Origin of the sequence: Streptomyces sp. HUAS TT11 (assembly GCF_051553595.1) — a bacterium.
GTDB lineage: Bacteria > Actinomycetota > Actinomycetes > Streptomycetales > Streptomycetaceae > Streptomyces.
Window position 1 is genome coordinate 5,836,085 of sequence record NZ_CP196184.1, and the last position, 13,187, is coordinate 5,849,271.

Annotated in this window: 13 protein-coding genes; 6 read left to right on the forward strand and 7 right to left on the reverse strand. The window is 72.4% G+C overall.

Annotation, left to right across the window (positions count from 1 at the left end):
- Positions 1-2 precede the first annotated feature (2 nt).
- Complete coding sequence (locus ACSHXN_RS26060) at positions 3-899, reverse strand: Cgl0159 family (beta/alpha)8-fold protein (RefSeq protein WP_438303798.1); 897 nt, start codon at positions 897-899, stop codon at positions 3-5.
- Entirely contained in the window at positions 896-1,939 is a 1,044-nt protein-coding gene (gene iolC, locus ACSHXN_RS26065) for a 5-dehydro-2-deoxygluconokinase (RefSeq protein ID WP_438303799.1), read from the reverse strand. The genes ACSHXN_RS26060 and iolC overlap by 4 nt, the downstream gene beginning before the upstream one ends.
- A gap of 1,266 nt (positions 1,940-3,205) precedes the next feature.
- Between iolC and ACSHXN_RS26070 the strand changes: the two genes are divergently transcribed.
- The 3 genes from ACSHXN_RS26070 (at position 3,206) to ACSHXN_RS26080 (ending at position 4,840) form a co-directional block, all read left to right on the forward strand.
- Positions 3,206-3,445 carry a chaplin gene (locus ACSHXN_RS26070; RefSeq protein WP_059131300.1) on the forward strand — a complete coding sequence of 80 codons (240 nt, stop codon included), beginning with the start codon at positions 3,206-3,208 and terminating at the stop codon, positions 3,443-3,445.
- Positions 3,446-3,688: 243 nt separating this feature from the next.
- Positions 3,689-4,351 (forward strand): hypothetical protein, encoded by a 663-nt coding sequence (locus ACSHXN_RS26075; RefSeq protein WP_355138977.1) that lies wholly within the window; start codon positions 3,689-3,691, stop codon positions 4,349-4,351.
- A 192-nt stretch (positions 4,352-4,543) separates the two neighbouring features.
- Positions 4,544-4,840, forward strand: a complete 297-nt coding sequence (locus ACSHXN_RS26080; RefSeq protein WP_355801892.1) for a hypothetical protein — start codon at positions 4,544-4,546, stop codon at positions 4,838-4,840.
- Between the two features lie 201 nt (positions 4,841-5,041).
- Here ACSHXN_RS26080 and ACSHXN_RS26085 read toward each other — a convergent pair whose 3' ends face one another.
- From ACSHXN_RS26085 to ACSHXN_RS26100, 4 genes are all read right to left on the reverse strand, one after another.
- Positions 5,042-6,001, reverse strand: a complete 960-nt coding sequence (locus ACSHXN_RS26085; RefSeq protein ID WP_383358564.1) for a D-2-hydroxyacid dehydrogenase family protein — start codon at positions 5,999-6,001, stop codon at positions 5,042-5,044.
- Positions 6,002-6,151: 150 nt separating this feature from the next.
- Positions 6,152-7,246 (reverse strand): magnesium and cobalt transport protein CorA, encoded by a 1,095-nt coding sequence (locus ACSHXN_RS26090; RefSeq protein ID WP_355801899.1) that lies wholly within the window; start codon positions 7,244-7,246, stop codon positions 6,152-6,154.
- Positions 7,247-7,463: 217 nt separating this feature from the next.
- A complete protein-coding gene (locus tag ACSHXN_RS26095) occupies positions 7,464-8,777 on the reverse strand; it encodes a cation:proton antiporter (RefSeq protein ID WP_438303801.1) in 1,314 nt (437 codons plus the stop codon).
- Positions 8,778-8,907: 130 nt separating this feature from the next.
- The gene (locus ACSHXN_RS26100; protein ID WP_356293660.1) at positions 8,908-9,192 is read right to left on the reverse strand and encodes a hypothetical protein; all 285 of its coding nucleotides are present in this window, start codon (positions 9,190-9,192) and stop codon (positions 8,908-8,910) included.
- A 282-nt stretch (positions 9,193-9,474) separates the two neighbouring features.
- Here ACSHXN_RS26100 and ACSHXN_RS26105 point away from each other — a divergent pair, with 282 nt between their 5' ends.
- From ACSHXN_RS26105 to ACSHXN_RS26115, 3 genes are all read left to right on the forward strand, one after another.
- Entirely contained in the window at positions 9,475-10,422 is a 948-nt protein-coding gene (locus tag ACSHXN_RS26105) for a HAMP domain-containing sensor histidine kinase (protein WP_355801988.1), read from the forward strand.
- Between the two features lie 2 nt (positions 10,423-10,424).
- A complete protein-coding gene (locus ACSHXN_RS26110; RefSeq protein WP_355138965.1) occupies positions 10,425-11,084 on the forward strand; it encodes a response regulator transcription factor in 660 nt (219 codons plus the stop codon).
- Between the two features lie 141 nt (positions 11,085-11,225).
- Positions 11,226-12,077, forward strand: coding sequence for an acyl-CoA thioester hydrolase/BAAT C-terminal domain-containing protein (locus ACSHXN_RS26115; protein ID WP_356112314.1), 852 nt, complete (start codon positions 11,226-11,228; stop codon positions 12,075-12,077).
- Between the two features lie 171 nt (positions 12,078-12,248).
- On the opposite strand, the gene ACSHXN_RS26120 is transcribed toward ACSHXN_RS26115, so the two are convergent.
- Positions 12,249-12,758, reverse strand: coding sequence for an anthrone oxygenase family protein (locus ACSHXN_RS26120; protein ID WP_356112312.1), 510 nt, complete (start codon positions 12,756-12,758; stop codon positions 12,249-12,251).
- Positions 12,759-13,187: the final 429 nt, after the last annotated feature.

Here is a 13,187-nt window from a genome sequence, read left to right on the forward strand (position 1 = left end):
CCTCACAGAAGTCCTACGGCGGTGTCCACGGCCGCGGCGACGTCGCCGTCCGCCGGGTAGAGCAGCGAACGGCCGACCACCAGGCCCTTGACGGTGGGCAGCTGAAGAGCGTGACGCCACTTCTCGTACGCGCCCTCCTGGTCCTCGCCGACGTCGCCGCCGAGCAGCACGGCCGGCAGAGTGGAGGTCTCCATCACCCGGGCCATGTCGTCCGGGTCCGCCGTGACGGGGACCTTCAGCCAGGTGTACGCCGACGTGCCGCCCAGGCCGCTGGCGATGGCTATCGACCTGGTCACGGCCTCGGCGCCCAGATCGTTGCGGAGCCGGCCCTCGGGAGTGCGGCGGCTGATGAACGGTTCGACGAACACCGGGAGTCGGCGCTCCGCCATCTCGTCGATGACACGGGCGGTGGACTCCAGCGTGTTGAGCGAACCCGGGTCGTCGTAGTCGATGCGCAGCAGCAGCTTTCCGGCGTCGAAGCCGAGCCGCTCGATGTCCTTGGGGCGGTGTCCGGTGAAGCGGTCGTCCAGTTCGAACGACGCGCCCTGGAGGCCGCCGCGGTTCATCGAGCCCATGACGATCTTGTCGTCGAGGACCCCGAGCAGCAGCAGGTCGTCGAGGATGTCGGCGGTGCCCAGCACGCCGTCGACACCGGGGCGGGAGAGCGCCAGGCACAGCCGTTCGAGCAGGTCGGCTCGGCTCGCCATGGCCATCCTGCGCTCACCCACCCCGAGGGCGCCGCGCGCGGGGTGGTCGGCGGCGACGATCATCAGCCGGCCGGTGTCGTCGACCAGGGGGCGCCTGGCACGGCGGGCGGCGGCCTCGGCCACCGCCTCGGGGCGGTGCGCGCGCAGGCGGACGAGTTCGGCGACGTCGACGCGGGCGGTGGCGGTCCTCACAGCACCGCTCCCGCCGTGACCGCGTTCTCCACCTCGTCGGGCGTGGGCATCGCGGACGAGCACTCCAGCCGGGAGGCGACGATCGCGCCGGCGGCGTTCGCGTACCGCATGATCCGCTCCAGGTCCCAGCCGCCGAGCAGCCCGTGGCAGAGCGACCCGCCGAAGGCGTCGCCCGCGCCGAGGCCGTTGAGCACCGTGACCGGAAGCGGGGGGACCTCCGCCGATTCGCCGCTGCTGCTGACGGCGAGGACGCCCTTGGGTCCCTGCTTGACGACCGCGAGTTCGACCCCGGCGTCCAGCAGGGCACGGGCGGCGGCGTGCGGGTCGCGCTCGCCGGTGGCGACCTCCACCTCGTCGAGGTTGCCGACGGCCACGGTGGCGTGGCGCAGGGCCTCGGCATAGAAGGGGCGCGCGGAGTCCGGGCCGGGGCGGGAGCCGTCGCGCTCCTCCCGCCAGAACATCGGCCGCCAGTCCAGGTCGAAGACCGTCGTACCGGACTTGGCGCGGTGCGCGAGCGCGGCGAGCGTGGCGGTGCGGCTGGGCTCCTCGCTCAGGCCCGTGCCCGTCATCCAGAAGATCCGCGCGGCCCGGATGGCGTCCAGGTCCAGTTCGTGCGCGTCGATCTCCAGATCCGGTGCCTTGGGCTGCCGGTAGAAGTACAGCGGGAAGTCGTCCGGCGGAAAGACCTCGCAGAACGTCACCGGGGTGGGCAGCTCCGGGACCGGCGTGACCCAGCGGTCGTCGACGCCGAAGCCGCGCAGCGCCTCGTGGAGGTAGGTACCGAAGGGGTCGTCGCCCGTACGGGTGATCACCGCCGTACGGCGTCCGAGGCGCGCGGCGGCGACCGCGACGTTCGTCGCCGAACCGCCGAGGAACTTCCCGAAGGAGGTCACCTGCGGCAGTGGCACGCCCGTCTGCAACGGGTAGAGGTCCACACCGATCCGTCCCATGGTGACCAGGTCGTGCCGGTCACCGGGTCCGAGCGGTCCGCCGCCCGACCCGTCTGCGGAGTGCGGCGTGGACTCCCTGAACTCCTCCATCAGTTCCCCTCGCATCGGCTGCCCCCAGGTCTAGCCGCGTCGAGGGAGCCGTGTCAATATTTTGTCCGGACATTCGGACGACAGCTTGACCTGGTTTCGGATCGTCCGAAAGTCCACACCCATGACCGCGCTGTGGTCCCACGGCCCACTGTCGCTCATCCGGGTCGGATCGGCTCCCGGCTCCGGCGCCGACGGCCTCTCGGGCGGCCCGCGTCAGCTGCCCGGACGCTGTCGGCGCCCCGCCGCCGGGCGGTACCGGAAGCCGGTGCTCGGCCCGGGGTGCGGCCCGTTCCGGCGGCGTACGACCTGGCGTGCGCCCCGTGATGCGGTGGCCGATTCCCCGGTGTCCAGATCCTGCTCATGCCGTGGGCCACGGGCACGCTGTTCGGTACGCCCCGATGCGGGTCGACCGTTCGCGCCGTGGACCCGGACGTGGGCGCCGTGCGTACTCGCCGGTGGACGGCAGGGCGCGTCGCGCGGACCGGGTGTCGATGAACACGCCGCCGACTGCCCGCCTTTCGGGCCCGGCGGAACTTTCGGACGGCTCATCGACGTCCTCACGTTCCGGACGAAGACCGGTACGCCGAGTCGGCCCGGGTGGTGCGCGCTCTGCCGGTCCTGACGCAGGAGCGGGGGAGCGCTGCCGGTGCGGCGACGCCTGGACGAGGTCGGCCGCGGCGTACGGGAGTTGGCGAATCGCCCCCTTGCACAGGTCGGGCAACCCCCGCGGGTCGCGGCCGTGTCCTGAGGCCCCGACACGAGCCTCTCGCCTCCGGCCGGCCCCGGCCGGGACCGCGGCGGTCCGCGGCTTCCGCGATCGGGTGCGTCCGTGCGGTGGGGCCGGGTGATGGCCGGTGCGCCCGGCGGGACGTCGCCGCGGGACGCGCGCGTTCGCCGCCGTGCGGCGGGTGCGCCCGAGCCGGACCGGATCGCGGGCGAGGCGACGATTGCTGCCCTCGTCGCGGACCGGACCGCGTACTTCCCCAAGGCGGGCAGGCTTGCTCGAGGCAGGGCCGGCGGTCGCATCCGGGGGTGCGCGGGTGGGCGGGCCGGGCCGCGTGCGGCGGGTCCGCCAGCCTTCGCGGAGCGGCGCGGCCGGTTGTCGTGTGCCGGGTGGTGCCGGAGGCTTCGCGTGGCCGAAAACGTGAAGTTGGCAATTCAGGAGATCACCCCATCGGAGGCGCAACCCGGGCACGTGCCCCGCAGTTGACTCAACGTCGGGCATTCCGCCCGACTGTTGTGACGATCCCCAAGGAGCATCTCTCCATGTCGCGTATCGCGAAGGGCCTGGCCCTGACCTCCGTTGCCGCTGCGGCCGTGGCAGGCACCGCCGGCATCGCCGCCGCCGACAGCGGCGCCAGTGGCGCTGCCGAAAACTCCCCGGGCGTCCTGTCGGGCAACGTCCTGCAGGTGCCGGTCCACGTTCCGGTCAACCTGTGCGGGAACACGGTCGACGTGATCGGTCTGCTGAACCCCGCGTCCGGCAGCACCTGCGTCAACGGCTGACGCCGAGCGAACCCTTCTGCCGGCCGCTCTCCCTCGGGAAGGCGGCCGGTTGGCGTTCCCCTGTTCGAGGCATTGCCCCGAACGGGGGAACCGGGTTTCAAGGTGTTCGAACGGTTCCCACCAGGGGAGACGTGGGTGCCAGGGGGCTTTGGTGACCGCGCAGAGCATTCAATCGGTTGCAGTAGGTGATGTCCCCTTTCACGGTGAGTACAGGAACGACGGCTCACCAGGAAGGGAACTCCCATGCGTGATCTGCCCGCCCGGCGCCTCGCCACCACCTCCCTCTGCGCCACGCTCGTGCTCGGCATGGCCGGGCCGACCGCCGTGGCCTCCGACCACGGCTCATCGCGAGACGTCATCCAGGTGACGGAGTCCCACCCGCCGACCAGCCCCGTACCCGGGGCCGACGCGTTTCTGACGCAGGTCCAGCGGGTGGCGGGCGCCGACGGCACCGTGGCCCCCGTCACCGATCTGCTCAACGCCGTACTCGCGGCGGACAACGGCCGTCTCTCCGCGGACAAGGCGGCCGGGCTGGGCAAGGCAGTCAAGGACGCCATCGCCAAGATGGGCGGCGCCACGTCGACGGCCTCGGCCACGTCGGCTCCCGGCGATGTGCTGGGCGCGCTGCAGAAGTCGGTCGACAGACTGATCTCGGTGTCGACCGCGGGTCAGTCCGGTGATGTGCTGCCGGCCGCCAGGGACGTGCTGGGCTCGCTCGTCAGGGTCGTCCTCGCCGGTCTGATCGTCGGCGGACTCCCGCACCACCCCGGCATGCCGGTGCTGCCCAGCCTCCCGCCCATGCCCACCATGCCTGCGACACCGAGCCTGCGGCCGATGCCGGTGCCCAGCCCGGCCGTCACGGCGCCGTCCACGGCCACGACGTCCGCGTCGCGCCCCATGGGCTGAGCCGACGAGGCACAGGAACCGGACAGCCGTCGGCCCGTCCACACGGACGGGACCGGCGGCCGTCCGGCGTCCGCAGGCGGCCGCGTGGGTCCCGGGAATCTTCCGGATGCGGGGTTTCCGCGGACGAGAGGGCTCGTTAGCCAGGGCACACCCCTTCCCGTGGTGACACGAGTCGCCGACGAAAGGAACACGATGAAGTCCCTCAAGGCCGCCGCCGTCGTTGCCGGTTCCCTGGCGGTCGGCGGTATCGCCGCCCCCGCTTTCGCCGCCGACTCCTCCCACACCACGCCCACCGGCATCAACGGCGCCCTCGAGACCATCACCAGCCAGAAGTCGCTCGATGTGCATCCCTTCGCGCATCAGTCCCACAGCCTCGACACCGAGAACACGAACTCCGCGCTCAGCACCGTGAAGCGCGCGACCACCACGCTCAACCAGCAGAGCGCCCCCGCCCGGTTGCTCGGCGGACTCCCCGTCCGGGGTCGATGAGACGGCACTTGCGGACACCGAGCGGTCCCCGCGGATCCTTCGTTCGTGCGGCCGGCCCTCCCGACCGGGCGAGCACAGGAGCGGCGGGCTCCGGCTCATCCTCGGGTACCCGCGGGAGATCGCGCCGTGCCGCTCGGCGAGCCGGAGCGGGTGGTCGCGCCAACGGGGCCGGGAGTCGAGTCGACGCGCGGCCCGGGCGGGTCAGCCCAGCCGGCGCACGGGCGCCCCGGAGAGATACGCCTGGATGTCCTCGACGGCCTCGCCGTAGTACGTGGCGTAGTTGGTGCGCGACACATATCCCAGGTGCGGGGTGGCGAGCAGACGCGGGGCCGTGCGCATCGGGTGGTCCGGCGGAAGCGGTTCGACGTCGAACACATCGACTCCGGCCCCTGCGATGCGGCCCCGATGCAGTGCGGTGAGCAGGGCGTCCTGGTCGACGATGGCGGCGCGCGAGGTGTTGACCAGGTAGGCGGTGGGCTTCAGCAGCGCGAGTTCGCGGGCGCCGATCAGGCCACGTGAGCGGTCGCCCAGCGCGAGGTGCACCGAGACGAAGTCGCTGCTCGAGAGCAACTCGTCCATGGACGGAGCGAGTTCGACGCCCACTTCGCCCGCGCGTTCCTCGGTGAGGTTGCGGCTCCAGGCGACGACCTCCATGCCGAAGGCCAGCCCGATCTGCGCCACCCGGCTGCCGATCTTCCCGAGCCCGAGCAGTCCGAGCCGCCGGCCGTGCAGATCCGCGCCCACCGTGCTCTGCCAGGGTCCGCCGCCGCGCAGGGTGTTGCTCTCCTCGACGATGCCGCGCGCGAGTCCGAGCAGCAGGGCCCACGTCAGCTCGACGGGCGGTGCGGACGAGCTCGCCGTGCCGCACACGGTCACTCCGTGCGCCTGCGCTGCGGCGTGGTCGATGACCGAGTTCCGCATTCCCGAGGCGACCAGAAGCCGCAGCCGGGGCAGCCGGGCGAAGAGCGAGCCGGGGAACGGCACGCGCTCGCGCAGTGTGACGACGATGTCGAACTCGGCGAGCGCCTCCGCCAGCGCGTCCTCGTCGGCGAAGTGTGCGGCGAAGGACACCACCTCGACCCGGTCCTCCAGCGCCGACCAGTCCGCGACGGAGGTGGCGACCTGCTGGAAGTCGTCGAGCACTGCACAGCGGAACCGCATGTCAGCCCCTTTCCGATCAACCGGGGGAGCCTATCGGACGGCGCCCTGAGGGCCCCACGAGCCCGGTCGCGGACGAGGAGCCGCCCCGGAGACGGCCCGGTCGCGGACGAGGAGCCGTCGCCCGGACGCATCGCCGACGGCCCGTCCGCCTCACAGCCAGCCGTTGCGTTTGAAGCCGCGGTGGATGACGAAGCAGGCGGCCGCGATGACGCAGAGGGCGAGGGGGTAGCCGAGGCGCCAGTGCAGTTCCGGCATGTGGTCGAAGTTCATGCCGTACACGCCGCACACCATGGTGGGGACGGCGATGATCGCGGCCCAGGCGGTGATCTTCCGCATGTCCTCGTTCTGGGTCACCGCCACCTGGGCCAGATGGGCCTGCAGGATCGAGTCGAGCAGCGCGTCGAAGGCGGTGACCTGTTCGGTGACGCGGAAGAGGTGGTCGGCGACATCGCGGAAGTACGCCTGTATCTCCGCGTCGACGGGGCGCATCGGCTCGGTGGCCAGCCGGGACAGCGGGCGGGCGAGGGGGAGCACGGCCCGCTTCAGTTCCAGGAGTTCACGCTTGAGCTGGTAGATGCGGCCGGCGTCGGCGCTCCGCGGTGTGTGCGGGGAGAAGACGTCGGTCTCGACCTGCTCGATGTCGTTCAGAACCGCATCGGTGACGGTCAGGTAGTCGTCGACGACGTGGTCCGCGAGGGCGTGCAGCACCGCGGAGGGACCCTTGGCGAGCTGCTCCGGGTCGGCCTCCAGGTCCTCGCGCAGAGGGCCGAGGGAGCCATGGCGGCCGTGGCGGACGGTGACGACGAAGTCGGGGCCGGTGAAGACCATGATCTCGCCGGTGTCGACGACCTCGCTGGTGGCGGTGAGTTCGGCGTGTTCGACGTAGGTGACGGTCTTGAAGACGGCGAACAGGACGTCGCCGTACTGCTCGACCTTGGGGCGCTGATGGGCGTGGACGGCGTCCTCGACGGCGAGCGGGTGCAGTCCGAACAGTTCGGCGACTCCGGCGAACTCGTCTTCGGTCGGCTCGTGCAGGCCCAGCCACACGAACCCGTGCCGATGCCGGTGGACCTGCCGTACGGCTTCCTCCACGGAGTCGACGCCGGGCCGTCGGACACCGTCGCGGTAGACGACGCAGTTGACGACGGTGGAGCCGAGCGGGGAGCGGGCCGGATGGCTGAGGTCGACGCGTCGGCTGCGTCGCGTCAGCCGGGCGACTTTGCGCAGGTTGCCGACCATCGACATGCGGAGGCTCTCTTTCGCCGGACAGCAGGGTCCGGTCAGTGTGCCAGCAGGCGGTGGGGCGGGGCCGGGGCCGGTTCGCGCCGGAACGCCGGAACCCGGCGGTGCCCGGCCCCCGTACCGCTGAACCGCCCGCCGGCGGCGCCCCGTTCGACGGTGCCCGGCCCGGCGGAGCGGATGTCCGACGATGCCGCGTCCCTCACCGGTCGCGGCACAGCGGTCAGGCACCACCGGCGGCAGCCCGCTCCGTGTCGCGGTGGGCCCCGCACGGCATTCCTCCGGCTTCGGGCGCCGGAGTGGCGGGGTGCGGTTCGCTCGGTCGTGGGCCGTCGGCCGTGCGGTGGTGGTCCGGGCGGACCGGCAGGCGGGTGGTCGCGGCTTTGAGGAGACGGGCGAGCAGATGGGCGCGCCCGGCGACAATGGGTCCGAGGACGGCGAGGACCAGTACGTATCCGGCGATGAACGGGGCGAGGCGGTCGTCCAGGCCCGCGCTGGTGGCCATGGCGGCGAGGATCAGTGCGAACTCTCCCCGTGCGAGGAGAGTGGTGGCGATGTCCGCGGCGGGTCCGGGGCCGTAGCGGCAGAGGCGGGCGACGAGCAGTCCCGCGATCAGGTTCATCACGACGGTCAGCGCCGCCGCGGCGGCCACCGGCCCCGCGACGGACGCCAGGTGCCCGGGATCGATGGCCAGTCCGAACGCGAGGAAGAAGATGGCGGCGAAGGCGTCGCGCAGCGGATGCACGAGTTCACGGATCCGCGGGCCGGAGGGGGTCCCGGCGAGGATCAGACCGGCCATGAAGGCGCCGATCGCGTCGGCGACCCCGAGGACCTCGGAGACGCCCGCGACGAGGACCGTGACGCCGAGGAAGCTGACGACCAGCAACTCGTTGTCGCGCACCGCCATCAGGCGGCCGATCAGTCGGGTGCCGTAGCGGGCGGCGGCGGCCAGCGCCAGGAGGAACCCGAACGCCTTGCCCGCCTGCAGGACCGTGTCGGTGAGGCCCTGGGCACCGCTGATGACCGGTTGGAGGGCGGCGAGATACAGCGCGAGGAAGATGTCCTCCACCACGATGACACCCAGGATCAACCGGGTCTCCGGGCGCGAGATGCGGCCGAGGTCGATGAGGATCTTGGTGACGATCGCGGAGGAGGAGATGCCCAGTACTCCGGCGAGCACCAGCGCTTCCCGTGCCCCCCAGCCCAGGGCGAACCCGAAGCCCAGGCCGGCCCCCACGTTCAGCAGCAGGTAGATCCCACCGGCGATCGGCAGGCGCCTGCCGCCGCTCCTGAGGTCGTCGAGGTGGAACTCAAGACCCAGGTAGAACAGCAGCAGCACCAGACCGAGCGCGGACAGCATCTCGAAGTCGTGTGCGTCCTCGACCAGGACGAGCCCTGGGGTGTGGGGGCCGAGCAGGATGCCGGCCAGCATGAACAGCGGGATGGTCGGCAGCCCGATCCGGCTGCCGAGGCGGGCGAGGACGGCGGCGGCGAGGAAGGCGCCACCCATGGCGAGCAGGGTGTCGGCATGTCCCACGGGTCACCACCTTCCGCGCGGGGGGTCGAAGGTGCAGCGACTGACGGGGCGGACAGGTCCTCCTCGGTCTCGTGGTCTGTCGGATACCGGCCCGCTGATCGCTCCTGGCCGCCCGGTGCGGCGCCGGACGTCAGCGCGGATGGGGACGGCGTGCGGCGGGTCCCTGTGGGGGCGCGAACACATAGGCGGCCACCCCCGCCATGACCAGACCCGCGGCCAGGATCAGGCCCTGCGGCAGTACCAGGCCCACGACGAGCATCGCCACGGCGAGTGCCGGCAGTGCCCAGGCCAGGCCGCGCCGGCGCTCCGGCGGCCGCCGCGGATGTCCGGTCTCCGGGCCGCGGGCACCACGCAGGTCCCTGCGCTCCACCCGTTCGTCGTGAACGTGCGGCAGATCGACGTCACGCCGTGTCATGGTGGCTCCTTCCGAGTACCGGCAGGTCAGGGGGTCCATGCCACCGTCACACGGGGCACGGGAGCGGCACCATCGGGTCCACCACCCATTTCCGCGGGCGTCCCGCACCCATGCCATGTGCGGCCGGATGGGTGTCGGCACCGATGGACACCGGCGCACCGCACCCCGCACGCTGGCCATGACGGCCGAAGGCCCCCTCGGCGGCACCGGGCCGCGCACCGGCGGGAGGCACCGCGGCGGGGCCATGGCGACACGGACGGCGATGGGACGGAGGCGATGTCGGTGCCCTTGTTCTGGCGGATCTTCCTGCTCAACGCGGTCGTGCTCATCTGTGCCACCGCCCTGCTGCTCGGACCGGTCACCGTGTCCAGCCCCGTCCTGCTCACCGAGGCGGCCGTCCTGACCGCAGGACTGGCCGCGATGCTCGTCGCCAACGCCGTCCTGCTGCGCATCGGCCTCGCCCCGCTGCAGCGCCTCACCCGCGCCATGACCGCCATCGACCTGCTGCGCCCGGGAGCCCGCCCGGTGGTCGCCGGTCACGGCGAGGTCGCCGAACTGATCACGACCTTCAACTCGATGCTCGACCGTCTGGAGACCGAACGCGCCACCAGCGCCGCCCGAGCCCTGTCCGCGCAGGAGGCCGAGCGCCACCGCATCGCGCAGGAGCTCCACGACGAGGTGGGCCAGACGCTCACGGCCGTTCTGCTCGAACTCAAACGCGTCGCCGATCATGCCCCTCCCGCCCTGGGAGCCGATCTGCACCAAGTGCAGGAGACCACCCGCGCCGGCCTGGACGAGATCCGCCGCATCGCCCGTCGGCTGCGCCCCGGTGTCCTGGAAGACCTGGGCCTGGTCAGCGCCCTGAAGGCGCTGGCCAACGAGTTCACCCGACCCGGCCTCGCGGTACGCCACCGCATCGACACCGATCTGCCGCGATTGAGCCGGGATGTCGAACTCGTGCTCTACCGCGTCGCACAGGAAAGCCTCACCAACGCCGCCCGCCATGCCGGGGCCCGCGGCGTGGACCTCCTGCTCCGGCGCACCCCGGCCGGTGTGGAGCTGGTCATCCGCGACGACGGCCGGGGCATCGGCGGTGCCCCCGAGGGGGCCGGCATCAGCGGCATGCGGGAACGCGCCCTGCTCGTCGGAGCGACCCTCACCCTCGCCCCGGGCCCCGACGCGGGCACCGAGGTACGCCTGACCGTGCCCGCCCACCGACGGAGCCGCTGACCATGTCCCAGGCGCCCCCGACCCGTATCCTCCTCGCCGACGACCACCACCTGGTCCGCCGGGGGGTCCGGCTCATCCTCGAAGGGGAACCCGACCTCACCGTCGTCGCCGAAGCCGGTGACGGCGCGGAAGCCGTCGAGGCCGCCCGCACCCACCGGCCGGACCTGGCCATCCTCGACGTCGCCATGCCCCGCATGACCGGCCTGCAGGCCGCCCGCGAACTCGCCCGCATCCAGCCGGATCTGCGCATCCTGATCCTGACCATGTACGACAACGAGCAGTACTTCTTCGAGGCCCTGGCCGCGGGGGCCTCCGGCTATGTGCTGAAATCCGTCGCCGACCGCGATCTCGTCGAAGCCTGCCGCGCCACCATGCGCGGCGAGCCCTTCCTCTACCCCGGCGCCGTCAACGCCCTTGTCCGCAACTACCTCGACCGCGCCAGGCAGGGCGAGCCGATCCCGGAGCGGGCGATCACCAACCGCGAGGAGGAGATCCTCAAACTCGTGGCCGAGGGCCATACGTCACAGGAGATCGCCGACATCCTCGTCATCAGCGTCAAGACCGTGGAACGGCACCGGGCCAACCTCCTGGAGAAGCTCGGCATGAAGGACCGGCTGCAACTCACCAGGTACGCCATCCGAGTCGGGCTGATCGAGCCGTAGCCCGGGGCGCCCCGGCGTGCTTCGGTGTGCCGGCGCCCGATCCACCGGTGCCGTCGCGACGGTTTCTGCTGTTCGCCCGCGGCGGTGACGCCGTAGGCTCCAGGCGGCCGGTCTGCCGGGACAGTGGTCGAGGGGGTCCGTGTGGAGGTCCGTGAGCGCGAGGTGTCCTCACCCTGGGAGGGGCTCCTGGTCACACCGGTCGGCGGCGGCGACGCGGCCGTGGTGGTGCTGGCGGGCTCGAGCGGACGGGTCGAGCGGGAAAGGGCCCGGATCCTCGCGCGGCACGGGGTGAGCGCTCTGGCGATCCGATGGTTCGGCGGTCCGGGTCAGCCGGCGGGCATCTGCGAGATCCCACTGGAGACGTTCACCGCCGCCGTGGACGTGCTCAGGTCGGCGGGCGCACGGCGCATCGGCGTCCTGGGTGTCTCCAAGGGAGCCGAGGCCGCTCTGCTCACCGCGGTGCACGACCCGCGTGTGGACGTCGTGATCCCGGTGTCGCCGACCTCGCGGGTCTGGTGCAACGTCGGTCCCGGGCGCGACGGACGAGCGCGCCCCTACCGCTCCTCCTGGACGTGGCGAGGAGAGCCACTGCCCTTCATGCCCCTGGACGACACCTGGACCTCCCCCGAGCCGGACGGCGGACCGGTCGCCGTCCGCGGATGGTACGAACGCAGTGAACGGACCTTCGCCCATCTGCTTGCCGGGACGGCGATCCCGGTGGAGAGGACCGAGGCGGACATGCTGCTGGTGGCCGGGGGTGACGACGCGATGTGGCCCTCTCTGCCCTACGCCGAAGAACTGGCCGCCCGCCGTCGCTCGTCCGGGTCGCCGGTGCGGTTGATCAGCCGGGACGACGCCGGTCACCGCCCGCGATTCCCCGGCGAGGGTCCTGCCCGACCGTCCTCGGACCATCTGTACGGCGGGACCCCTCACTCCGACGCCCGGCTGGGCCGGACCGCCTGGCCGCTGATCGTCGAGGCGCTCCGGGGGTGACTGCCGGACCGGTCTCGACGGGGACATCCGCGCGCTCGGTCCGCCGCAGGTGACGCGGGCTTCGGCCCGGTGGCGGCGGAGGAGGCCGGGCTCGGCACGCGGAGGGACGGGGTGCACGGGGCCCCGGACTGCTGTGCCCGTCGAGGCCTCGGCGCCCGGAGCAGGCGAGGGTCAGGTCTCCGTGCCGCCGTGGCCGGACGAGTCGGGGATCGGGCGGTCCAGGACCGCCACCCCGACGCAGCCGAGGGCGAGGACGATCGCCACGGTGCGTACGGCGTGGGCGATCTGCCAACGGTCGCGTACGCGTGCCCAGTCGGCGGGGGGAGCCGGCGCGTTCCAGCCCAACTCCTCGACGTTGACGGGGCCGTTGACCACGAGGGTGACCAGCAGGGCCAGGAGCAGCAGAACGAGTGCGACGACCGCCGGACGCAGGGCGGTGCTGTGCGCCCGGCGCGCGCAGAGGACGAGCATCACCACGGCGACCAGGGCCGGTACCGTGACGGCGCCGATGTACCAGGTGAGAAAGGCGAACTCGGCCTGGCGCACACGGATGTACGCCGGCCCGTTCAGCTGTCTGAGCGCCAGTTCGAGAAAGAGCACGGTGACGGCGACCCCCGACAGGATCGCGCAGCACAGCAGGCTCGCGTAGCGCGCGGTCTTCACCAGCGCGGCGTTCGTCATCGCGGACTCCCTCGTGAGACGCGAACTCTCCCGATGACCTGACGGCGTGCCGCGTCCCGGTGTGACAGACCTTCCGTGAACCGGCGGTCGTCGAACGGCCCCGGGTCCGTACCGGGCGGGTCTCACCCGGCCGGGGACCGGCCGAAGGGACAGGCCGCCCCTCAGCACGGTGATGGGTGTGCGACCGCGCGCCGCCCGAACAGCTCGTCGGAACCGGCGCGGTCGTGCGCCGCGACAGCGCGCGGTATCGAGTGCGCGGACACGGGCCCTGCGCCGGTTGCCACCGGCCCGACTTCCCCGAGGCGCAGGCACCTTCGTGTCGACTTCGGCGGTCGGGGCCCGCGGCCACAGCGGTCCGCTGTCCGCACCAGGCGGCTCAACCGCCGCACACCCCGGGCCCCGAACGGCCGCCCAGCACGGTCCGGCGAT